Genomic DNA, 22,747 nt, shown 5'->3' on the forward strand with positions numbered 1-22,747 from the left:
GCCGTAGCGTTCGGCGGCGCACGCGTGTGCGCGCCTGATCCACCCTCGACTTCCCGCCTAGGAGATACGAACTGTGCCACCTTCCCAGGGATCGGCGCATCCGCTCCGGTTGCTCGGTGTCTACGCCGCGCTGCTGGCCGTGATCTATGCGTTGGTGTTCTTCACCGGTGACAAGTCCCCGACCCCCAAGCTCGGCATCGATCTGCAGGGCGGCACCAGGGTCACGCTGACCGCCCGCACCCCGGACGGCAGCAAGCCGAGCCAGGACAGCCTGCAGAAGGCGCAGGAGATCATCGAGAACCGCGTCAACGGTCTCGGCGTCTCCGGCTCCGAGGTGGCCATCGAGGGCGACAACATCGTGATCACGGTGCCCGGCGACGACGGCCAGCAGGCCCGCGCGCTCGCCACCACCGCCAAGCTCTACATCCGTCCGGTGCTGCAGGCCGTGCCGAAGGGCGCGACGGTCCCGCAGACGCCGCCCGCCCAACTGCCGGTGCCCGACGCAGGTCAGCAGGTCCCGACCGACGCGCCAGCCCCCGAGGCGCCCGCGCCGGAGGCGCCCCCGCAGGAGCCGCCCGCCGAGGACGCGCCCGCGCCGCAGCAGCGCGTCTTCCCCGCGCAGGCGCCCACCGAGCCGGCCGACCCGACCCTGACCCCGCAGGAAGAGGCGCAGCGCGAGATCGCGGCGGCCAAGGCGACCAGGCAGAGCACCGACCCGGCCACCCAGCAGGCCGCGATGGCCGCGCTGGACTGCACCAAGGCGGACCCGCTCGCGGGCAACGACGACCCGAACCTGCCGCTGGTCACCTGCTCGCAGGACGGCAGCGAGGTCTTCCTGCTCGACAAGAGCCGCATCGACGGCCAGGAGATCAAGAACGCGGTCGCCAACCTCGATCAGCAGCAGTCGCGCTGGGTGGTCGACCTGGAGTTCAAGTCGACCGGTAGCGACGCGTGGGCCGACCTGACCGGCGAGTACCTCTACAAGCGCGTCGCGTTCACCCTCGACTCCAAGGTGGTCAGCGCGCCGCAGGTCCAGGCGGGTCCGCAGCTCGGCGGCACCACCCAGATCTCGGGCTCGTTCACCGCAACCACCTCCAAGGAACTGGCGAACACGCTGAAGTACGGTTCGCTGCCGCTGTCGTTCCAGACCTCCGAGGCCGAGACCGTCTCGGCGACCCTCGGTCTGTCGTCGCTGCGCGCCGGTCTGATCGCGGGCGCGATCGGTCTGGCCATCGTGCTGCTGTATTGCCTGGTCTACTACCGCATGCTCGGCTTCCTGACGGGCCTGTCGCTGATCGCCTCCGGCTTGGCGGTCTACGGCATCATGGTGCTGCTCGGCCGCTGGATCGGCTTCACCCTCGACCTGGCGGGCATCGCGGGTCTGATCATCGGTATCGGTATGACCGCGGACTCGTTCGTGGTCTTCTTCGAACGCATCAAGGACGAGATGCGCGAGGGCCGCAGCTTCCGCTCGGCGGTGCCGCGCGGCTGGCAGCGAGCCCGCCGCACCATCCTGTCCGGTAACGCGGTGAGCTTCCTCGCCGCCGCGGTGCTCTACTGGCTCGCGGCCGGACAGGTCAAGGGCTTCGCGTTCACCCTCGGCCTCACCACCATCCTCGACGTGGTGGTCGTGTTCCTGGTCACCGCGCCGCTGGTGCTGCTGGCCTCGCGGAGTGCGTTCTGGTCGAAACCGTCGATCAACGGCCTCGGCGCGATCCAAGAGGTCGCGCGCGAGCGCCGTGCCGCAGAAGCCGCAGTCGCAGAAGGCGTGAGGACGCGATGACCAACAGCCAGACCAGCCCCTCGCTGCGCAAGGACGCCGAACGGCCCTTCGACGACTACGCCTACGGGCAGGCCGCGTCCGAGCACGGCTTCTTCAACCGGCTCTACACCGGAACCGGCGCGATCGACGTCATCGGCCGCAGGCGCATGTGGTACGCGATCACGGCCGTGATCATGCTGATCTCGTTGGGCAGCATCCTGTTCCGCGGGTTCAACTTCGGCATCGACTTCGAGGGCGGCTCCCGCATCCAGTTCCCCGCGGGCGACGCCACCACCTCCCAGGTGGAGGCCGTGTACCACGAGGCGATCGGCACCGACCCGGTCTCCGTGCAGACCGTCGGCACCGGCTCGACCGCGACGATGCTGATCCGCTCCGAAGCACTCGACGTGCAGCAGGTCGACAAACTCAACGGCGCGCTGTTCGAGGAGTTCAAGCCCCTCGACAAGAACGGCAACCCGAGCCGGGCCGCGATCAGCACCTCGGATGTCAGCGAGACATGGGGCAGCCAGATCACCGAGAAGGCACTGCGGGCGCTCGCGGTGTTCCTGGTACTCGTCTCGATCTACATCGCCGTCCGCTTCGAACGCGACATGGCGATCGCCGCGCTCGCCGCGCTGGTCTTCGACGTCGTGGTCACCGCGGGCGTGTACTCGCTGGTCGGCTTCGAGGTCACCCCGGCGACCGTGATCGGCATCCTGACGATCCTCGGCTTCTCGCTCTACGACTCGGTCGTCGTGTTCGACAAGGTCGAGGAGAACACCAGGGGCATCCTGCATCTGAGCCGCCGCACGTATGGCGAACAGGCCAATCTCGCGATCAATCAGACGCTGATGCGCTCGATCAATACCGCGCTCATCGGCATCCTGCCCATCGTCGGCCTGATGGTGATCGCGGTGTGGATGCTCGGCGTCGGCACCCTCAAGGACCTCGCGCTGGTGCAGATGGTCGGTCTGCTGGTCGGCACGTACTCGTCGATCTTCTTCGCCACCCCGCTGCTCGTCTCGCTCAAGGAGCGCTGGGGCCCGGTGGCGGCGCACACCAAGAAGGTGCAGGCCAAGCGCTCCGGAATCGCGGCGGCGCGGGCGGGCGCTGCCGCCGAGCAGCGCGTGGTCGCCGCGACCGGTCGCGGCTTGCCCGACGCCCCGGCCCGGCGGTACCGGGAAGCAGGCCAGGCGCCACGCCCTGGCGCACGGCCCTCCGGAAAGCGACAGAAGAAGAGGCACTGACCAACCGACGGTTAGGGGTTTCGTTCGATGCGACAGCCACGCAGCGCGGTACGTCTGATCGGAGCGGTCGCCGCGAGCGCCTTGGCCGCCGGAATGGCGGCCGGGTGCTCCGGTCAGAACCAGGTGCCCTCCATCGGGTACGCGGTCGACGCCGTGATCGCCAGCTACAACGGCGGAAGCACGCTCGGCGCGAGCAGCGGCTCGGCGGCGGTGTTCCAGCGCGTGCTCACCGGGTTCTTCTACACCGGACCCGACGGACAGCAGGTCGCCGACACCGATTTCGGCACCGCCAAGGAGGTGCCCGGCGAGTCCCAGACCATCCAGTACCGGCTCAACCCCGACGGCGTGTACTCCGACGGTGTGCCGACCTCCTGTGACGATCTGGTGCTCACCTGGGCCGCGCACAGCGGGCGCTTCACCAAGCCCGACGGCGGCTCGCTGTTCGACGCCGCCGACACCGCGGGCTACGCGGACATCGAGCGGGTCGAGTGTCAGCCCGGTTCCAAGGACGCCACCGTGGTGTTCCGCCCGGACCGGCGGTTCGGTCCGTGGCGCGACCTGTTCACCGCGGGCGAGGTGATGCCCGCCCATGTCGCCGCGCGGGTGGCCAGCGTGCCGAACGTGGTGTCGGCCGTGCAGTCCGGCGATCTCGGCGCGGTGCAGCGGCTGGCCGACTTCTGGAACACCGGCTGGACCATCGGCGCGGAGAAACTCGATCTTTCCCGGTTCCCGTCCTCGGGTCCGTACCGGATCGAATCCTTCAGCGCGAAGGACGGTCTCGTGCTGATCGCCAACGAGCGGTGGTGGGGCAACAAGGCCGAGACCGGGCGCATCGTGGTGTTCGACAAGACCGCCGACCTGAAGTCCAAGGTCGCCGACAACGCCGTCAGCGTGGTCGACGTGGGCGCGAACTCGGTGCCGGACCTCGATCTGGGCGGCTTCTCGGCGAAGACCGTGCCGGGCCGCGGCGCCGAGCAGTTGGTGCTGGCCACCGACGGCGTGTTCGGCTCGGTGGAGGCGCGCCGCGCCTTCGCGCTCTGTGTCCCGCGCCAGGCCCTGTTCGACACGCTGGGCAAGGCCGCCGACGTGCCGACCACCGGACTCGGCGCCGGCCCACTGAATTCCCGTACCACGCAGCAGGATTCGCTGTTCTACGCGGCCACGACCGGGGCCGCCGAGCGATACCGCGGCAGCGACATCCGGGCGGCCACCGCCACGCTCGCCTCGGCGCGCGCGGCGAATCCGACGATCCGCATCGGCTATGTGGCCCCCGACGAGCGCCGCGCCAAGACGGTGCAGATGATCGCCGAGGCGTGCAAACCCGCGGGCATCGGCGTGGTGGACGCGGGCGCGCCCGACTTCCGTCCCGGCCAACTCGCCGAGGGCCGCGTCGACGCCGTGCTGGCCAGCACCGCTGGCGCGCCTGGCCCGGCCGGTTCGCTGACCGGCGTGGCCGCGACCAGCGCGTTGCGCACCGGCAACGGGCTCAATTTCGGACGATTCGGGAACGGCCGCTACGATGCGATCACCGATCAGCTTGCGGCCGACGACAACTCGGCCGCGCAGCTGGGTCTGCTGACCGAGGCCGAGAACCTGTTGTGGTCGGAGATGCCGAGCATTCCCCTGTTCGCCACTCCGCGCACGATCGCTTTCGGCGACGGTCTGCGCAACGGTGTGGCCGGTCCCACCCAGGGTGGCACCGGCTGGAACATGGACCGCTGGGTGTTGCGGCGGTGACAGGTGTTGGTGGGTGAGTGATCATGGAGAGGTGTCGATGAGTAAGCACGCGGCGGTCGAGTCCGACGAGATTGTCGCCGAGCGGACCGCCAAGGCGGCCGAGCTGGTCGAACGCCTGACCCGCTGGCGCGACGATTTCCCGACGCCCGGCGTCCGCTTCGCCGATCTCACCCCCGTGTTCGCCGATCCCGAGGGTTTCCGCGCGGTCATCGACTGCCTCGCCGCCTGCGCGCCGGACGCGGACCTGGTCGCAGGCGTGGACGCCCGCGGCTTCCTCCTCGGCGCGGGCGTCGCCGCCACCCTCGGCACCGGCGTCCTCGCCGTGCGCAAGGCGGGCAAGCTGCCGCCGCCCGTGCTCAAGCGCGAATACAGCCTCGAGTACGGCACCGCCGCGCTGGAGATTCCCGGCGACGGCGTCGACCTGGCGGGTCGCCGGGTGCTGCTGCTCGACGACGTGCTCGCCACCGGCGGCACGCTGGCCGCGGCCGCGGAGCTGTTCCGCGCGGCAGGCGCCGAGATCGTCTCGGCAGCGGTCGTTCTCGAGCTGAGCTTCCTGGAAGGCCGCAGCCGCCAGGGCGACTACCCGCTGACCTCCATCGTCCGGATCTGAACCCGGGCGGTCGCCCCCGACCGTTGACGCGGCATGTTTCGACGTGCCGACCGGCCCGAAGATCCCCGATTCCCCGGTAGCCGATTGCTATCGTCCCAGTCGGTGTCGATCGACCGGTGACGAGGGGAAGGGCAGGGGTGGCCAGGACATTGCAGCCGAGGAGGCTGTCGGGGTCGATGATCAAATCGGTGTTCGGCGCGATCGCGGTCGTTCTGGCGGTGGTCGCGATCGGCGCCTATCACCCGGCGCCGCAACAGCCGGATCTGGCGGCTCTCGCCGACCGGTGGACCGAACTGCACGACGGGCCGCAGCCGTACTCGGATGTGAACATCCAGTGGGACGTTCCCATCGAGATGAGCGACGGCGTCGTCCTCAAGGCCAATGTGTACCGTCCCGCGCAGACCGGCGGGCCGGTGGAGTCGAAGCCGCTGCCGACGATCGTGAACCTCACGCCCTACACCAAGCTGCTGACGAATCTCGTCGATTCGGCGCTGGCGGTGCCCGGGTTGCAGCAGTTCACGATGGACTTCGTGGGGCGGCTCAACCTGTCGGGCACGCCCATCAGCGGGTTCGAGGACCTGCTGCACGCGCTGGACGGCGGCACGGTGCAGACCGTCCTCGGCATCGACCGCAAACTCATCCGCAGCGGCTACAACCTGGTCGTGGTCGACGTCCGAGGCACCGGATACTCCCAAGGCAGCTGGGACACCCTCGGCGCCCGCGAACAGCTCGACACCCGCGAGGTCATCGAATGGGCCGCCGCGCAGCCGTGGTCGAACGGCGACATCGCGATGAGCGGCGGTTCGTATGCCGGGATCAACCAGCTGCGCGCCGCCGAGAACGCGCCCGCGCCGCTGAAGGCGATCTTCCCCGTGGAACCGGGCAGCGACCTGATGCGCGACGTGGTCGCGCCCGGCGGGGGCGTCGGCACCATGTTCCTTCCGATGTGGCTCAGCAACGTCAACCGGCTGAAGCTGATCCCCGATGTGGCGTCGACGCTCAACGGCACGTTCGACTGGGCGTGGTTGCGCGAGCGAGTGTCTGACCCGAACACCAACTTCGACCTGCTCACCCAGGCGCTGATGACGCCGTCGCTCGACGACGTGCCGCCCGAGCTGGCGGCCGCGCTCGACGAGAACAGTCCGTTCCGGCAGGGCATTCTCGGGCACCCCGAGCGGGTGAACGTCCCGGCGTTCGTCTACGGCGGGTGGCACGACATCTTCGCCAACAGCGCGACCAAGCTGTACAACGCCATGCCGCTGCCGGAGGACAAGAAGAAGCTCGTCGTCGGCGACACCTACCACGCCAATCCTGGCGCGGGGACCGGTGTGCCCGGCGCGCCGCCCCGGCTGGACGTGCTGCAGCGCGCGTGGTTCGACAGGTGGCTCAAGGGTGTCGACAACGGCATCGACGACTTCGGCCCGATCGTGGTCTGGGAGCAGGGCGGCAACTGGGTCACCCTGGAGCGCTTCCCGCAGCCGGGCATCGTGCACCGCCGCGTCTACCTGTCCGCGGACCCCAGCGGAACCGCCGGGGACGTGAAGTACGACGGCTCGCTGATCGACACCCGCCCCGCCGACGCGGAGACGCTCACCATCGCGCCGGGCCTCACCATGATCTGCTCCCGCGACACCGCGCAGGGATCGGCGGGCATGGCCGCGGTCTTGGACATGTGCGCCAAGGACTCCCGCAGGGCCGAACGCAACGCGCTCACCTTCACCAGCCCGCCGGTCGCCGAGCCGACGGTGATCTCCGGGCCGATCAACGTGCACCTCAACACCGTGCACGACGCCACCGACGGCTACTGGAACGTCACCGTCAACGACGTGGCGCCCGACGGCACCTCGCTCGTCCTGTCCACCGGCCAGCTGACCACCTCGATGCGCGCCGTGGACGAGGCGAAGAGCGAGCGCTCGCCCTCCGGCGACTACACCGCGCCGTACAACCGGATCACCCTGGACAGCATGCTGCCGGTCACGCCGGGCGAGCCGATCGGGCTCGACATCGCCGTCATCCCCACCCAGGCGGTGCTGAAGCCCGGACACCGGCTGCGGGTGGACGTCTTCGCCGGCAACCTGCCCAAGGCGGTGGCGTTCCGGCCGATGCTCAACAACTCCGAGCTCAAAGCGCAGTTCCTGGCCATCGATCCGGACGCCCCGAGCTACGTCAACCTGCCCACCGATCGGCCGCTGCCAGGGAACCGAGTCTCAGCCGACGGCGGCAGGTGATCCGGCGCCGCGTGCCCGCCGCAGCACCGCCGGGTAGCGCAGCAGGCCGGGGCCGAGCTTGGCCGCGAGGAAGGTGAGCGCGAGCCACGGGCGCAGGTGCGGGTCGAGCCTGCGGATGCGCCCGTCCTCGGCCAGGTCGAGCACCATAGCCTCGGTCATCCGGAACGGGCCGACCTTCGCCTCGCCGAGCAGCACCCGGCGCGGCCCGTCGCCGATGCGCGCGGTCCAGCGCAGTCCAGACACTCCGCGGTAGACGACCGTGAGCAGGACGCGCAGGTCCTCGTGACCGCGGAAGACGAGGGTGCCCGAGATCGGCGAACGCAGTTCGGCGTCCGGGGCGAGCGTGTCCATCAGCGCATCGATATCGGCGGTCTCGGTCGCCGCGCAGAACTGGTCCACCACATCCGTCATCTCACGCACCCCTTCCGGTGGTCGATGGGATCGAACGTAACCGGGTCACTTGTTTTTTGCAATGGACTACGATGGAGCGGTGGCCAAGGCTGACCTTTCCGAGATCGTCTGCTCGATCGCCCGCACGCTGGACGCGGTGGGGGAGCGGTGGACGCCGCTGATCCTGCGCGACCTGTTCGTGGGAATGACCCGCTTCGAGGACATCCGGCGTGATCTCGGCATCGCCTCGAACGTGCTCGCCGCCCGGCTGGACACGCTGCGGGCGCGCGGCATCGTCGAATCGCGGGTCTACCAGACGAATCCGGTCCGGCGCGAGTACCTGCTCACCGCCAAGGGACGCGAGTTGTACCCGGTGCTGGCCACACTGATCGCCTGGGGGGACAAGTGGAGCGCGGGGACTGAGGGGCCGCCGGTGGTCTCGGTCCATCGCACGTGCGGGCGGCACGCCTCGGGCGTGGTGGTGTGCGAGGAATGCGGAGAACCGCTCACCGCCGAGACGGTGCGGTGGGAGCCGGGACCCGGTGCGCGGCGCGGGCCGGGGACGATGCTGGTGGGCGATTTCATCGCGGCGGCAGAATGATTCGCGGCAGGTAGGTGCCGTGATCGTGGCGGGTGTGAGCGAAATTGCACTGGCGCGATCAGCGGCTGTGTGGCTAACCTGGAGCGGTCTTGTTCCCGTCGATCGGAGTATGCGTTGATTCTTTGAGGTAGCGCCTTCGGGCGGCCCGCCTTCGCGCGCCGCGTTTCCGTCGCACCTCAGGGGTTCCGCATGACCTTTCTGTCTCTTTCCGATCTCACCTTTTCCTGGCCGGACGGCACTCCCGTATTCGAAGGCCTCGGCGCGGTGTTCCCGGCCGGGCACATCGGCCTCGTCGGCGTCAACGGCGCCGGGAAATCCACGCTGCTGCGCCTGATCGCGGGTGAGCTGACACCGGCGCGCGGCTCGGTCACGGTGTCGGGGCATCTCGGCTACCTGCGCCAGGATCTCGGGCTCGCCGACGGTCAGCGGGTCGACGCGGTGCTCGGCATCGTCTCGGTGCGAAAAGCGCTGCACCGCATCGAATCCGGTGCGGGCGACGAGCGCGATTTCGAGACCGTCGGCGCCGCATGGGATGTCGAGGAGCGCGCCGTCGCGCTGCTCGGCAGGCTCGGGCTGCACTACGTCGCCGATTCGGCCGAGGGGCTCGACCGCGGGCTGGACACCCTCTCCGGCGGCGAGACCGTCCTGCTCGGGCTGGTCGCCGAATTGCTCGCCGAGCCCGACGTGTTGCTGCTCGACGAGCCGACCAACAACCTGGATCACGTTGCGCGCGAACGCCTCTACGAGGTGATCGGACAGTTCTCCGGCACGGTGCTCACGGTGAGTCACGATCGCGAACTGCTCGAAGGGATGGACGCCATCGCGGAGTTGCGGGCCGGTGAGCTGCGGCTGTTCGGCGGGAACTACAGCGATTACGAGCGCATGGTCGACGCCGAACAACAGGCGGCGCGGTCCGCGGTGCGCGAGGCGCGCAACGATGTGCGCAGGCAGGCGCAGGAACTGGTCGAGACGCGCGTCAAGCTGGACCGCAGGCAGCGCTACGGCAAGAAGCAGGCCGAGAACATGCCGAAAATCCTTGCCGGGGCGCGTAAGCGGGCGGCGCAGGTGTCGGCGGGCAAGCTGCGCAACACCCACATCGAGCGGCTCGACACCGCCAAGGAACAGCTCAAGCAGGCGGAGGAACTGGTCCGCGACGACAAGGAGATTCGCATCGAGCTGCCCGACACCCGGCTCTACCCGGGGCAGGAGGTGCTCGCGTTGGACGAGGTGACGCTGGCCTGCGGGCCGACGGTCACGCTGCGGGTGTCGGGTCCGGAGCGGATCGCGCTGACCGGGCGCAACGGCGTCGGCAAGTCGACGCTGCTGCGCCGGATCGCGCAAGCGCCGCCGAAGGTGCCGTGGCGGATGCTGCCGCAGCGGCTGGACGTGTTCGACGCGAGTCGTTCGGTGTTCGAGAACGTGTCCGCCGCCGCACCGGAGGCGACGCCGCTGCGCATCCGAGCCCACTTGGCGCGCTTCCTGTTTCGCGGCGGCGACGCCGACGTGGCGGCGGGCGCGCTGTCGGGAGGCGAGCGGCTGCGCGCCGCCCTCGCCATGCTGCTGCTCGCCGAGCCCGCGCCGAAACTGTTGTTGCTCGACGAGCCGACCAACAACCTCGATCTGCCCAGCCTGCGTCACCTCACCCAGGCGCTGGCCGGATTCGAGGGCGCGCTGATCGTGGTCAGCCACGACCCGCGCTTCCTCGACGACATCGGGGTCACCCGGCGGCTCGAACTCACCGAGGAAGGACTCGTCGACGCCGAGAGAATCGTCGAAAAGGACGTGCCGGAGGCGGAGCCGACGGTCTGACATGGGCGTGTTGCGCACCGGTGCTACCGCCTGGCAATATGTCCGAGTCGTCCGATTGGAGACGAAAAGCAGTGTCGGGCAGCGCTTCCGAGCCCATGCCCAGGATCGAAGGGGGTCGACTCGGTGCAGTTCGCCCGACGCCTCGCCAGCACGTTCTTCGCCGCCGCCGCCCTGGTCGCGCTGGGCTCCGCCGCCGCGGGTACGGCCAACTCGGAGCCGTACTACAAGAACTGCGCCGCCGTCCGCGAAGCGGGCGAAGCCCCGCTCTACGAGGGCGAACCGGGCTACGCCGAGCACCTGGACCGCGACGGCGACGGCATCGCCTGCGAGTCCAAGCGCTGATCGGACCCGCCGCCCGGTCGTAGGATCGGGGAATGACGGGCGAGCGGCGGTCACGGTGGCTCGGTGCGGAGTACGCGGAGACTTCGGCGCACCACCGTGCGGTGGACGAGTGGTTCCTGACGCGGATTCGTCCCGAGGCCGAGGACACCGTCGTCGATCTGGGGTGCGGTAGCGGGGAGTTCACCGCCGTGCTCGCGGAGTCGGTGCCGCGCGGGCGCGTGATCGGCGTGGACGAGGACCCGTCCATGCTCGCGGCCGCGGACCGGTATTCGGCGCCGAACCTGGAGTTCGTGCGTGCCTCGGCCACCGACTTCGATCGGCACCTCGAGCCGGGCGTCGCGGATCTGGTGGTGAGCCGGTCCATGCTGCACTGGCTCGCGGTCGCGGACTATCCAGCGGTCTTCGGCGCGGTGTATCGGACGCTGCGACCGGGCGGTTGGTTCCACTCGGAATCCGCGGGCGCGGGCAACATGGCGGGACTGATGGCGCTGCTCGGGCGCATCGCCGTAGCCAACGGGCTGCGACCGCCCGCACCATTCCCGGACGCCGGGATCGTGTTCGACATGCTGCGGACCACGGGATTCGACATCCCGGCCGACGGCGTCCGCACGGTCGCGCAGCTGCGCCCGTTCACCCGAGCCCAGCTCGCCGACATGCTGCGCACGACCGCGTCGGTCTCCCTCACCCGGCAGGCCGAGGCCGCCGACGCGCACCGCCTTGTCGACGAACTGGTCGCCGGTACCGACGAACTGCTCCGTTCGGACGGCACCTACGACCAGACCTTCGTCCGCCTCGAGATCCTCGTCCGCCGCCCTTCGGACTGAACCGGGCCGGACGTTCAGCTCACCAGGCCGAGGCAGAGCTTGAACGCGGGCGTGCCGCCCATCAGGTACGCGCCCGCGGACTGGAGGATGCGGTCCTGGGCGACGATGTGCTGGCACATGGTGTTGGTGTCGCGCAGCCAGCGGTCCAGCGGTGACGGCCGGTAGATCGCGGCCGTCTGGCGCAGGTCGTAGAGGCGGCCGACGATGGTGCGGGCGGTGCGGAACGCGTGCAGGCGCGAGAGCGGCAGCGCGGCGCGTTCGGTCGGGGTGAGTTCGTCGAGTGTGCCGCCCGCCTCGAGGATCTCCCACTGGCGGCGCAACGCCGCGTAGACGCCCGAGCGGGCGGCGTGCAGTTCGGCCTCGCATTCGGCGATGGTCACCTGGACGCGGTAGTCGTCGGACTTGGCGGCGGATTCGGCCCGCGCGTAATCGAGCGCGGCCCTCGCCACGCCCAACGGCACCGCGGGCATGTTGCGCATGTGCACCTCTGGCTGGCCGAGCGGGCCGAAACCGTGGCGCACGGAGGCGAATTCGAGCGTGTGCTCGTCGGGCACGAACACCTCGGCGATGCGGTAGTCGCAGCTGCCGCTGCCCGCGAGCCCCGTGGTGTGCCAGGTGTCTATGACCTCTACCTGGGCGCGCGGCACCATGAACAGTCGCGAATCCGGCGCGCCGGCCGCGTCGCGCTCGGGTTCGCCGTCCCGCACGACGAACGCGCCCGATACCACCCAGTCGGCGTGCGTGATGCCGCTGCCGAACTGCCAGCGTCCGCTGAGCCGGAACCCGCCGGGCACGCGCTCGGCGCGGCCGGTCGGGAACAGCAGGCCCGCGGTCACCATGTCCAGGCTCGGGAACATCTCCTTGGCGACCGGCTCGTCGAGGTACCGGGCGTAGAGGCCGGTGTCGGAGCCGATCATGGCGCACCAGCCGACCGAGGCGTCACCGTAGGCCAGCGCCTCGACCACCTCGGTCTGTTCGATCGAGCTGAGCTCGGGCCCGCCCCAGTCGCGGGCGAAGGCCATGCGGAAAACGCCCGCGTCGCGCAGCAGCTCGACGATGTCGGCGGGCAGGCGGCGGGCGGCCTCGATCTCCTCGGCGCGCTCGCGCAACCGGGGCGCCAGCGCTTGGGCGCGGGCCAGGATCTCGGCGCCCGCGCCGAGCGAGGTGGTGGACGGTTCGTCGACGAGGGTCATGCCTGGGGCTCCTTGCTGAGTGTGGTGATCGCCTGGGGGAAGCGGAAGAAGCCGTCCGGGTCGTACCGGTGCTTCACCTGCGCCAGGCGGGCGTGGTTGGGTCCGTAGTAGGCGGACGGGTCGGTGAGGGCGGGGTCGGTGAAGTTGACGTAGGCGGCGTCGGTGGCGTACCCGCCCAGCTCCGCGTAGAGGCCGTCGAGCCATTCGAGGTTGCACCACATCGTCCGCGCCGAGTCGGTCGCGCTCCACGAGGTGTCCATGGAGACGAGGAACAGCGTGTCGCGGTGCGGGAAAGCGGTGTCGCCGACCGGGATTCGGTTGATCGCGCCGCCCCAGGTGAACAGCGCGACGCCCGCGCCGTCGGGGTTGGCACTGCCCGGCCAGCGATCGACGGCGTCGACGACGACATCGATCCCGGCTTCGGTCAACGGTTTCGGCGTGCATCGGGTACGCACCGCGAACGGGTCGCCGGAGGTCTCGTGGTGCAGGAAGTCCTTGGCCTGCCAGTAGTTCCGATCCGCGATGTCGACCCGGCGGGGCGTCGCGGCCGCGAGCGCGGGTGCGAGCAGTTCGCGCAATTCCGTTGCGGGACCGAGGTGCTGGCCGATCACGGAGACGACGCCGGGATCCTCGCCCGCGCGGCTCGCGCCGATGCGCGCCGCGAATTCGTCGGGCGCGGCCGCCATGATCTCCTGCATGACCGCGAGCACCCGCCGGGCGTCGCGCCATTCCCACAGCAGCAGGCAGGTCGAGCTGGGCACGGTGTCGCGGGCCTGGAACGTGAACGAGGTGTTCACCCCGAGGTTTCCGCCGCCGCCTCCGCGGCAGGCCCAGAACAGGTCCGCGTTCTCGCGGGCGTGGCAGCGCAACGTGCTGCCGTCGGCCAGCACGATCTCGGTCGCCACCAGCGCGTCCGCGGTGAGCCCGAACGCGCGTGACACCGCGGCGACGCCGCCGCCGAGTACCAGCCCGCCGATGCCGACCTGATTCGAATTGCCAAGTGGCACAGCGAGATCGTGCTCTTGCAGCGCGGCGTACACCGCGCCGTTTGTCGCGCCGCCGCCCACGGTGACCAGACCGTTCGCCGGATCGACCCGCACCTCGCCGAGGCCACTCAGGTCGAGCACCAGCCCGGTGCCGACCGAATGGCCCGCGTAGCTGTGCCCGCCGCCGCGCGCCACCAGCGGCACATCTTCCTCGCGCGCCCATCGGATGGCGCGCGCGACGTCGGTGGCGTCGCGGACCGACAGCACCGCGCGCGGCCGAATGTCGGCGTAGCGCTTGTTGAACGGGACGCTCACCGCCGCGAAGCCGTCGTCGCCGGGGTAGCGCACCGTCCCGGCGTTGAGGCGATCCAGACTCGCGATCATCGGACCACCTCCGCAGAAGTCGCGCGGCCGTAGCGGTCGAAGGCGGCGAGGTCCGGCGTACCGCGTCCGATCGCCGCCCACCGCCGGTCGGGCCCGGTGCGTGGGCATGGCGCCTGCTGCGGGGCGTCGAGGTCTTCGGTCACCGCAGGATTCGTTCGACGCTGCTCGTCAGGGCATGTCGGCACCGGCGTGGCCGATCCCGTCGCGAGGCGGGGGACCTGGGCGGCGCTGTCGGTCAGTGCCGCCTCGCGGTGGACGTCGGAAAGTGCGGAGGCCGAAGGGGAAACGGCTCCTGCCCCTGCCGCGAGGCGGGGGCGGTGGGCGGCGCTGTCGGTCAGTGCCGCCTCGCGGTCGACGTCGGAAAGTGTGGAGGCCGAAGGGGAAACGGCCCCTGCCCCTGCCGCGAGGCGGGGGCGGTGGGCGGCGCTGTCGGTCAGTGCCGCCCCGCGGTCGACGTCGGAAAGTGTGGAGGCCGAAGGGGAAACGGCCCCTGCCCCTGCCGCGAGACGGGGGCTGTGGGCGGCGCTGTCGGTCAGTGCAGCCTCGCGGTCGACGTCGAGAAGTGCGGAGGCCGAAGGAAAGACGTCGTCCACCGCCCCTGACCCTGCCGCGAGACTGGCGGTGTCGGCGGCACTGACGGGCAGTGTCGCTCCGATTTCGAGGTCGAGAGGCGCGGAGGCCGGAAGGACAACGTCGTCCCCTCCCGCGTCCCACGGTCGCACTCCCAACCGCCGCAGCAGCCGGTTCATCGGATCTCCTCCAGGTAGGAGATCCCGCTGCTCGCGTTGGGCCCGTAGCGTTCCCACTCCTCGCGCAGCCGCAGCGGCCCGCCGTCGGAGGGCTCCGGTTCCGAACGGGTGAAGCCCGAGACGATGTCGCCGCCGTGCAGGACCATCGTGTAGGCCAGGTGCAGCACCCCGTCGGCGTCGCAGAGGCCGTTGAGCGCGCCGCGGCGCACCTTGCCGCCCGCGAAGGACGCCCACACCAGATCGCCGCGCTGGTAGTAGCGCGCGACGACCCCGTCGTCGCTGTCCGGGTTGCGGAACCTGCGGCCGTCGTAGTTGATCATTTGTCGGCGTCCAGGAGTCCGGCGGGCAGGGTGAACGCGGCGCCGGGCGCGAGCGGTTCCAGCGGATCGCCGACCAGCTCGACCGAAGCGCCTGCCGCCTTGAGCAATTCGGAGCAGCGCGGCGCGTCGGCGGCCTCGCACACGACGAACGAGTGGCGGGCGATGTAGCCGCCGGGCGGCAGCCGCAGCTCCGCGCCGGGCTCCACCATCGCGGCGGCGGTGACCAGACCTGGCGCGTGCTCGGGCACCGTCACCGAGCGCACGAGCGTGTCGTGTTCGGGGTAGCCGAAGCGGATGCCCGCCGCGGCCTTGCGGGTGGGGGTGGTCGCGGGCCGGTGCCCGGTGGCGACATCGACCAGCACCTCACCGGGATCGATGCCGGTGGCGATCTTGCCGAGGAACGGGATGAGATCGCCGCCGAGGCGGCCGTTGACCTCGATGATGAGCGGTCCGCGCGCGGTCAGCCGCACCTCGGTGTGCGTGATGCCGTTCTCCACCCCGAGCTCGCGGTGCGCGGCGGCGAGCGTGCCGATCAGTGCCTCGTCGTCCAGCAGCGGGTCGGCCGCGTCGACGAGATGACCCAGCTCCTCGAAGTAGGGTTCCAACCCGGTTCGCTTGCGCGCCAGGAACATCGGCAGGTACTCGCCCTTGTAGACCGCGGCGTCGACGCTGATCTCCGGGCCCACCGCGAACTCCTCGACGATGGCGGTGCCGCGGAACGGTTCGTCGCCGATGGTGCTCGCGCCGGTGGCGGTGGCGAAGGCGGCGTCGAGCTCGGTGCGATCGGCGGCAAGCACCACGCCCATGCTCGCGCCGAGCGCCTGCGGCTTCACCACCACCGGGTAGCCGATGCGGTCGGCGGCCGCCCGCGCCTGCTCGAGGGTGCCGGTGAGCTCGAAACGGGGTTGCACGAGCCCGGCGTTGGTGAGCACCGAGCGGGTCCGGTTCTTGTCGCGGCAGCCGCGCACACCGGTGGCGGTCAGGCCGGGCACGCCGAACTCGTCGGCCAGGTCGGCGGCGGGCTGGACCAGTGGCTCGTCCCAGCACAGCACGCCGACCACCCGCCTGCGGGCGGTGACCTTGCGCGCCTCGGCGGCCAGCAGGGCGTGGTCGAAGACGTTGGCGACCACGATCTCGTCGAAATAGGCGTGCTGCCAGGTGGGTTCGATGTTGTTGAGCAGCACGAGGTCCAAGCCGCGGGAGCGCGCCCGCGCCATGACCGAGCGCACCAGGTACTCCCGGTACAGGCGCAGTCCGCTGCCGATCACCAGCAGCACGTCGTTGGTGGGGGTCATGATGCTTCCTTCCGCATCAGGCGGCCGGTCGGGCGGCCGCGAGTTCGACGAGGTGGTCGGCGACCAGCGGTGCGGTGCGGAACCCGTCGCCGCCGGTGGCGGCGCGGGCCAGGACCGCGGGTCCCGGCCGGGCGAGGGTCGCGCCGCCGGTCGCGGCGTCGACGGTGTAGTGGCACTGCTTGACCGCGGCGATGCGGTACCGGTGCGCGTCGGTGAGGACGTGATCGACGTACTCGCTTGCCGCATAGAGGCTTTCGGCATCCGTGCCGACGTCTTCCACGGTGCGGCAGAGCCGGGAGGAGCTGAGCTTGAGCAGGGTGCCCGCCCCGGGCGGCATGAGCCAGCCGGTGCCGTCCGCGCCGATCCGCCCGGCGCTCGGCGCCTGCTCCCACCACGCGGCCAGGTCGGCGGGCGGGCGCAGGTAGACGGTGGTCTGCCGGTGCAGCACGGTCGGCACGTCCACGAGTTCGCCCGTCCACGTCCCGGTCGCCAGCAGCACCAGATCCCCGCTCAGCCGCGTGCCGTCGCGCAACCGGAGCCTGGCGGCGTCGATGTCCACCTCGACCACCTGCCGCCAGGGCAGCAGCGTGACGGCGGGCTGGGCGCGCAACCAGCGCGCGGCGGCGTGCAGCACCCGTTCGGCGAGCAGCACGCCCGCGTCGGCCTCGAGCAGTCCGTAGTGTCCCGAAGGAAACACGATGTGCGGCAACGACTTCGGCTCGACGACACGCACCGGCAACCCGCCGCGCCGAGCCTCCGCCACGGCGAAGTCGATCGACGCGGCGGGCCATCCGGTGACCACCCCGATGCGCCGGTAGAAGGGTCCGCCGAGCAGCGCTTGCAGCCGCAGCCAACGCCGGTGCAGCGCCGCCGCGACAGCGGTCGCGCCCGGATCGCCGGGGCTCAGCGCCCGCACGGCCCGGTGGTGATCGAACGAACTCGACGCCGGGTTCGGGATCGGGCCCCGATCCACCACCGTGACCCGGTGCCCGGCCCGCGCGCAGCGCACGGCCGCGATCAGGCCGGTGACACCGGCGCCCGCGATGACGACGTCGGTCATGTCAGCCTCGCACCGCTTGCAGTCGCGGCAACCGGACCGGCTCGATCACGGTGCGCCGCACCACCTCCCGCAGCGCGGTCCCCGGCAGCATGTCCGAACCCGCCAGCGCCGCTTCGGCCAGATCGACGAGCAACGGTGCGGCGCAGCGCACCAGCACGTCCACCTGGTGGCAGAAGTCGCCGCCGTCGGCGACCGGCGCGCGGTCCAGCCGGGCCAGCTGCTGGGTCAGCGTCTCGGCGACCCGGTTCAGGCTGAAACCGGGCAACTCGTAGGCGACCTCGAAACGCTCGACCATGCGCAGCGCGTCGGACCTGCCGCGATCCGAGACCGGCATGGCACCGCGCCACACCCGGTCGTCGGACTTGGCGGCCACGCGATTCCACGGCTCGACCAGCCGGGTCTTGGTCAGCGCGACCAGCTCGTCGTGGCTGAAGCTGGTGCGCTGGAATTCCGGGCTGTTGCAGGCCAGGTGGAAGCGGATCAGGTCGCGCGGAACCTGTGCCGCCAGGTCCCGGCCCCACACCAGGTGTCCGCGGCTGGTGGAGAACTTCTCGTGGCGCAGCTCGTAGAACTCGTTGGTGAGGAACAGTTTCGGCAGCGCGTAGTCACCGAGGGCGAGCAGCATCGCCAGCCCCGAGATCCCGAACGGATGGATGTTGTCGATGCCGAGGAAGTACACGACCCGCGCCGCGGCTTCGGGACGCCACAGCGCGTCCTCCGAACTCGGCTCCATGCCGCGGTTCTCGGCCGCCAGCATCGAGCAGTACATCGTCCAGGCGACCGGCTCGGCGTTCGGATTGACCACCTGCCCCGGCAGCTCCGGCGCCGGGATGCCCCAGGAGATCGGATAGGTGACCGGGAAGTCCGGCAGCGGACGGTCGAGCAACTCGGCGACCACCTGCGCCGCGTGCGGGCGCAGCAGCCCCGCGGCCTCGGCGAAGTGGGCGCGCAACCGCTCGCGATAGTCCTCCAGCGGGAGGACGAGCACCTTGGCTTCGCGAATCTCCAACCGCTCCTCGGGGTTTCGCGTCGAGCGCGGATCCAGCAGTTCGCCTGCGGTCACCGCGTGCCCGCAGCTCTCGCACAAGCCGGCGCAGCTGTCGGCGAGGCAGACCGGGCAGCCGCCCGCGACGTGTCCGTCCACCAGGTATTCGCCGGTGCTCGGCGCGTACGGGAACGGCATCGGCCGCATCCGCAGCGCCCCCTTGGCGCGCAGTTCGGTGACGACCCTGGCGACGTAGGAGGTGAAGCGCCGCTCCCATCCGGTGAAGGCGTCGACGGCGATGCCGAGCGCCGCCAGCGTCGCCTCGACCTCCTTGGCCGAGCGTTCGACGAGTGCTTGCGGCTCGATGCCGAGCCGGTGCGCGGTGGTGGCGACATAGGTGGAGGTGTCCTGCACGCCGGTGCCGAACAGCACCTGCGCGCCCGTCGCGCGTGCGTAGCGGGTGTAGACGTCGGCGGCGAGGAAGGGGCCCGCGATATGGCCGAGGTGCAGATCGCCGTTGGCGGTCGGCGCGGGCGAGACGACGACGGTGGGGCCGTTCACGATGTCACCGAATCTTCGTGCGGCACCGCTTCGTTCGAATGCCTGCGGACGAATTCGGCCGACAGGTCGGCGTCCCACCAGATCGCGTACCACTCGAAATCGGCGTCGCCGACGTTGCGCACGTGATGGGTGGTGCCGGGAATCAGGTGGGCCAGATCGCCCGCAACGAATTCGCGCCGCTCCCCGTCCACTTCGAGGACGGCGCGACCGGTCATCGCGATGAACAGCTCGTACTCGTGGTGGGCGTGCGCGGTGGAGACGTCGCCGGGACGCAGCACGCACCACGCGCCCTCGAACGGCGCGTTTAGCGCGGGCCAGGGCAGCAGACGCTCGGAGGCGACGCCGTAGGCCTCGGTCAGGCCCTCCCGGTTCAGGCTGCGGATCTCGATCATGCCGTGCGGCTTTCCGGGAAGGCGCCCGCGGTGACGTGGCGGCGGTCGAGCATGTCGTCGACGATGTCCTGCGAGCGGTGCGCGAGCACGCTGATCAGGGTGTCGGAGATGCCGTGCGTCTGTTCGTTGACGCCCTGCAGATACACCGCGCCCCAAGCGGATTCGCCGAGATCGAGGCGGTAGCGGCGGCTCACCGAGACCTCGTCGAGCCCGAGCTCGTCCGCGAGATCACGGACCAGCGCGGGCATCGTCTGCTCGTACCCGGTGCCGAGCAGCACCACGTCGCAGCGCAGCGGCTCGACCTTGCCGTTCTTGCGGTCGCGCAGCTCGAGCACCACCTCGTCGCCGTCCATTCGGGCGCCGGCCACCTCGGTCATCGAGCGGACCGTCGAACGCTCCTGGCCGAGCATGCGCTGCTGGTACAGCATCGCGTAGAGCTCGTCGAGGAACGGCGGAGCCAAGCCCGCGTAGTTGGTCAGGTGCACCTCGTCGAGGATGCGGCCGCGCACGTCGGCCTCGGAGTGGTAGAACTCGTCGACGAAAGACGGGAAGAACAGCTCGTTGACGAACTTGCTCGTCTGGTAGTTCTGCAGGCCGATGGACCGCATGACGATGGTCGGCGCGCTGCGCGGCAGATCGGTGTGCAGCGCCATGAACATCTCCGCGGCGCTCTGCGCGCCGCCGATCACCACCGGGCGGATCGGCCGGTCGGTCGGCAGCTGCGCGACCCTGGTGCAGTACTGGGTGCTGTGAATCACGCGGTCCTCGGGCAGGTTTCGGAAGACCTCGGGGATGTGCGCGTCGCGGCCGGTGCCGACGACCAGGTCACGGCAGTCGACGGTGTCGCCGTCGGCGAGGGTGACCGTCCAGCCGACGAGCCTGCCGTCGCCGGTGCGCCGCGGCGCGATCGAGGTGACGCGGGCGTCGTAGCGCACCGAGACGTGCTCCAGCGAATGCGCGACCCACTGCTGGTAGTCCGACAGCTCCCAGCGGTAGGGGTTGAAGGTGGCCAAATTGACGAACTCGTCCAAGCGCCTGCGCTCGTACAGGAAGTTCAGGAAGGAGAACCGGCTGCGCGGATTGCGCAGTGTCACCAGGTCTTTGAGGAACGACACCTGGCTGCGCGCCCACGGGAGCAACAGGTTGCGCTGCCATTTCACGTCGGGGTGCTGCTCGAGCAGCAGGGTCCGCTCGGCCAGTCGCGGCGCGTCGGATTCCTCGAGCGCGACAGCCAGCGCGAGGTTGGCGGGTCCGGCGCCGATGGCCAGGACGTCGACTTCGTGATCGCTCACATTTCCACCTGAGTCTCGATGGGTATCAATTGCTCCGACCCAGTGAATGCGCTGCGCGAGTTGACCGAAACCCGCGCGCCGATCCGCACGACAACCTGTCGACAGCGGGTCCGTTCGGCCGGTCTATCGCGCCTGACAGTCGATTGAATGTTTCTGCCGCACAGCACTGCCGATCAATTTCGCGCTCTGCTGAGCTGGCCAGATGAGCACCTCGACCAGATCACTAGCGCTCCGCGTCGCCGCGGGGATCACCGCCGTCGCGTCCGCCGCGTTGCTCACCGTCGCCTGCGGCGGCGAGCCCGCCGCGGACCGAGATATTCTGAGCTACAACGGAACCGAGCCGGAGAATCCGCTGATCCCGGGTGATGCCACCGAACGCGACAGCGTCAAGATCGTCAACGCGCTGTTCACCGGGCTCGTCGAATACGACACCGCCACCGCGGAACCCCGCAACGCGGTGGCCGAGTCCATCGTCACCGCCGATTCGCGCGTCTACACCGTCACGCTGGCGCCGGGCTGGACCTTCCACGACGGAACACCGGTCACCGCACAGAGTTTCGTGGACGCCTGGAACTACACCGCCTACGGGCCGAACGAGCTGCAAGGCGCGACGTACCTGTCGCACATCCAGGGTTACGAGGCGCTGCGGGATGGTTCGGCGACCCGGTTCTCCGGCCTGCGGATCCTCGACGAGCGCAGATTCGAGGTCACCCTCTCGGCCCCGTTCTCGGCGTTCCCGACCCAGCTCGGCTACGCGGCGTTCTTCCCGCTGCCGAGCGGCTTCTTCGCCGACCGAGCCGCGTTCGAGGCCGCACCCGTCGGCAACGGCCCCTTCCGTTTCGTCTCGCACACCCCGGGCGAGAACATCGTCGTGCACCGGTACGAGGCCTACGGTGGCGCGCGCAAGCCGCACATCGAGGGCGTGGAGTTCCGGTTCTACAAGGCGCTCGAGGACGCCTACGCCGACGTGGTGGCGAACGAACTGGACTATCTCGACTTCGTCCCCGCCGACGCGCTGGCCGGCGGCCGGTACAAGTCCGAGTTGGCCGGGCGGAATCTGTCGCACACCTATCTCGGCGTGCAGTCCGTCTCCTTCCCGCTCTACGACCCCAGGTACGCGGACCCGCGCCTGCGGCAGGCGATTTCGATGGCGATCGACCGGAAGTACGTGGTGGACACCGCCTTCGACGGCGACAAGCTCCTCGCCGACGGGCTGGTGCCGTCCACCGTGCCGGGATACGTCGCCGGACAGTGCGGGGAACTGTGCGAGTACCGCCCCGAGCGGGCGCGCGAGTTGTTCGAATCGACCGGCTTCAACGGGCCGATCGAACTGACCTCCAACGACGACTCGGCCAACCAGGTGTGGATGGACGCGGCCTGCGCGACGATCAGCAAGGCACTCGGCCGCGAATGCCGGTACGCGCCGGTGCCCACGTTCGGCGAATTCCGGACGCTGATCAACGACCGCCGCATGTCGACGATCTTCCGCTCCGGCTGGGTCGCCGACTACCCGTCCATCGAGAACTTCCTCAACCCGATCTTCCGCACCGGCGCCGCGGTGAACGGCACCGGGTACTCCAGCCCCGAGGTCGACGCCCTGCTCGCCGACGCGGACGCCGCACCCGCCGAGCGCGCGGGCTGGGTGCTGTACCAGCGGGCCGAGCGGCAGATCCTGCAGGATATGCCCGCGATCCCGTTGTGGTTCCAGAAGGTGCAGTCCGGCTGGTCGAACCGGACCAGGGACGTCGCCGTCTCGCAGCTGTTGCAATTGGATCTGTTCGCGGTAGAGGTGAACTGACCCCGCCCGTCACGACGAAGGCGGCGGCGGTTCCAACGCCGCCGCCTTTTCCGTTGTACCGGAGAGGAATCCGGCACCGGTCGTGCTTCGGGTCACTATGCGCGTCGGCGGTATCTCACCCGAGCCGAGCCGTCCGCATCTTCGAACCTACTCGGGTGATCACGGTTGTCGGTGCGGTCGCT

General features: G+C 70.1%; 20 protein-coding genes. 10 read left to right on the forward strand and 10 right to left on the reverse strand.

Going from position 1 to position 22,747, the window contains the following annotated elements; genetic code table 11:
• The first annotated feature begins 73 nt into the window (after positions 1 to 73).
• The 5 genes from secD (at position 74) to NAM01S_RS04910 (ending at position 7,584) form a co-directional block, all read left to right on the forward strand.
• Positions 74 to 1,783 carry a protein translocase subunit SecD gene (gene secD / locus NAM01S_RS04890; protein WP_067779858.1) on the forward strand — a complete coding sequence of 570 codons (1,710 nt, stop codon included), beginning with the start codon at positions 74 to 76 and terminating at the stop codon, positions 1,781 to 1,783.
• The gene (gene secF, locus NAM01S_RS04895; RefSeq protein ID WP_067779861.1) at positions 1,780 to 3,009 is read left to right on the forward strand and encodes a protein translocase subunit SecF; all 1,230 of its coding nucleotides are present in this window, start codon (positions 1,780 to 1,782) and stop codon (positions 3,007 to 3,009) included. The genes secD and secF overlap by 4 nt, the downstream gene beginning before the upstream one ends.
• Before the next feature lie 27 nt (positions 3,010 to 3,036).
• Positions 3,037 to 4,746 carry an ABC transporter substrate-binding protein gene (locus tag NAM01S_RS04900; protein WP_067779863.1) on the forward strand — a complete coding sequence of 570 codons (1,710 nt, stop codon included), beginning with the start codon at positions 3,037 to 3,039 and terminating at the stop codon, positions 4,744 to 4,746.
• A gap of 37 nt (positions 4,747 to 4,783) precedes the next feature.
• On the forward strand, positions 4,784 to 5,356 hold the full coding sequence (locus NAM01S_RS04905) for an adenine phosphoribosyltransferase (RefSeq protein WP_067780138.1): 573 nt from the start codon (positions 4,784 to 4,786) through the stop codon (positions 5,354 to 5,356).
• Between the two features lie 176 nt (positions 5,357 to 5,532).
• Entirely contained in the window at positions 5,533 to 7,584 is a 2,052-nt protein-coding gene (locus NAM01S_RS04910) for a CocE/NonD family hydrolase (RefSeq protein WP_067779866.1), read from the forward strand.
• Here the strand turns inward: NAM01S_RS04910 and NAM01S_RS04915 are convergent.
• The gene (locus NAM01S_RS04915) at positions 7,564 to 7,995 is read right to left on the reverse strand and encodes a nuclear transport factor 2 family protein (protein WP_084482457.1); all 432 of its coding nucleotides are present in this window, start codon (positions 7,993 to 7,995) and stop codon (positions 7,564 to 7,566) included. The genes NAM01S_RS04910 and NAM01S_RS04915 overlap by 21 nt on opposite strands.
• Before the next feature lie 79 nt (positions 7,996 to 8,074).
• Here NAM01S_RS04915 and NAM01S_RS04920 point away from each other — a divergent pair, with 79 nt between their 5' ends.
• From NAM01S_RS04920 to NAM01S_RS04935, 4 genes are all read left to right on the forward strand, one after another.
• Positions 8,075 to 8,575, forward strand: a complete 501-nt coding sequence (locus NAM01S_RS04920; protein ID WP_253798281.1) for a winged helix-turn-helix transcriptional regulator — start codon at positions 8,075 to 8,077, stop codon at positions 8,573 to 8,575.
• A gap of 189 nt (positions 8,576 to 8,764) precedes the next feature.
• Complete coding sequence (locus NAM01S_RS04925) at positions 8,765 to 10,384, forward strand: ABC-F family ATP-binding cassette domain-containing protein (protein WP_067779872.1); 1,620 nt, start codon at positions 8,765 to 8,767, stop codon at positions 10,382 to 10,384.
• A gap of 123 nt (positions 10,385 to 10,507) precedes the next feature.
• Positions 10,508 to 10,726 (forward strand): excalibur calcium-binding domain-containing protein, encoded by a 219-nt coding sequence (locus NAM01S_RS04930; RefSeq protein ID WP_067779875.1) that lies wholly within the window; start codon positions 10,508 to 10,510, stop codon positions 10,724 to 10,726.
• Between the two features lie 32 nt (positions 10,727 to 10,758).
• Positions 10,759 to 11,550 (forward strand): class I SAM-dependent methyltransferase, encoded by a 792-nt coding sequence (locus tag NAM01S_RS04935; protein ID WP_067779878.1) that lies wholly within the window; start codon positions 10,759 to 10,761, stop codon positions 11,548 to 11,550.
• A 14-nt stretch (positions 11,551 to 11,564) separates the two neighbouring features.
• On the opposite strand, the gene NAM01S_RS04940 is transcribed toward NAM01S_RS04935, so the two are convergent.
• The 9 genes from NAM01S_RS04940 to NAM01S_RS04980 are packed head-to-tail and all read right to left on the reverse strand — an operon-like array spanning position 11,565 to position 20,767.
• Positions 11,565 to 12,743: an acyl-CoA dehydrogenase family protein gene (locus tag NAM01S_RS04940; RefSeq protein ID WP_067779881.1), complete on the reverse strand. Its 1,179-nt coding sequence runs from the start codon at positions 12,741 to 12,743 to the stop codon at positions 11,565 to 11,567.
• On the reverse strand, positions 12,740 to 14,113 hold the full coding sequence (locus tag NAM01S_RS04945; RefSeq protein ID WP_084482459.1) for an FAD-binding oxidoreductase: 1,374 nt from the start codon (positions 14,111 to 14,113) through the stop codon (positions 12,740 to 12,742). Before NAM01S_RS04945 ends, NAM01S_RS04940 begins: the two co-directional genes overlap by 4 nt.
• A complete protein-coding gene (locus NAM01S_RS04950) occupies positions 14,110 to 14,862 on the reverse strand; it encodes a hypothetical protein (protein ID WP_157107593.1) in 753 nt (250 codons plus the stop codon). Before NAM01S_RS04950 ends, NAM01S_RS04945 begins: the two co-directional genes overlap by 4 nt.
• Complete coding sequence (locus tag NAM01S_RS04955) at positions 14,859 to 15,182, reverse strand: avidin-fold protein (RefSeq protein WP_067779887.1); 324 nt, start codon at positions 15,180 to 15,182, stop codon at positions 14,859 to 14,861. Before NAM01S_RS04955 ends, NAM01S_RS04950 begins: the two co-directional genes overlap by 4 nt.
• Complete coding sequence (locus tag NAM01S_RS04960; RefSeq protein WP_067779890.1) at positions 15,179 to 16,477, reverse strand: ATP-grasp domain-containing protein; 1,299 nt, start codon at positions 16,475 to 16,477, stop codon at positions 15,179 to 15,181. The genes NAM01S_RS04955 and NAM01S_RS04960 overlap by 4 nt, the downstream gene beginning before the upstream one ends.
• 16 nt (positions 16,478 to 16,493) lie before the next feature.
• On the reverse strand, positions 16,494 to 17,537 hold the full coding sequence (locus NAM01S_RS04965; RefSeq protein WP_067779892.1) for an NAD(P)/FAD-dependent oxidoreductase: 1,044 nt from the start codon (positions 17,535 to 17,537) through the stop codon (positions 16,494 to 16,496).
• A 1-nt stretch (position 17,538) separates the two neighbouring features.
• Entirely contained in the window at positions 17,539 to 19,083 is a 1,545-nt protein-coding gene (locus NAM01S_RS04970; protein WP_067779896.1) for a class I tRNA ligase family protein, read from the reverse strand.
• Complete coding sequence (locus tag NAM01S_RS04975; RefSeq protein ID WP_218018337.1) at positions 19,080 to 19,475, reverse strand: cupin domain-containing protein; 396 nt, start codon at positions 19,473 to 19,475, stop codon at positions 19,080 to 19,082. The genes NAM01S_RS04970 and NAM01S_RS04975 overlap by 4 nt, the downstream gene beginning before the upstream one ends.
• On the reverse strand, positions 19,472 to 20,767 hold the full coding sequence (locus NAM01S_RS04980) for a lysine N(6)-hydroxylase/L-ornithine N(5)-oxygenase family protein (protein WP_067779899.1): 1,296 nt from the start codon (positions 20,765 to 20,767) through the stop codon (positions 19,472 to 19,474). The genes NAM01S_RS04975 and NAM01S_RS04980 overlap by 4 nt, the downstream gene beginning before the upstream one ends.
• A gap of 202 nt (positions 20,768 to 20,969) precedes the next feature.
• On the opposite strand from NAM01S_RS04980, the gene NAM01S_RS04985 reads away from it, so the two are divergent.
• The gene (locus NAM01S_RS04985) at positions 20,970 to 22,565 is read left to right on the forward strand and encodes a peptide ABC transporter substrate-binding protein (protein ID WP_084482461.1); all 1,596 of its coding nucleotides are present in this window, start codon (positions 20,970 to 20,972) and stop codon (positions 22,563 to 22,565) included.
• Positions 22,566 to 22,747: the final 182 nt, after the last annotated feature.

The sequence above is a fragment of the Nocardia amikacinitolerans NBRC 108937 genome, assembly GCF_001612615.1.
GTDB classification, from domain to species: domain Bacteria; phylum Actinomycetota; class Actinomycetes; order Mycobacteriales; family Mycobacteriaceae; genus Nocardia; species Nocardia amikacinitolerans.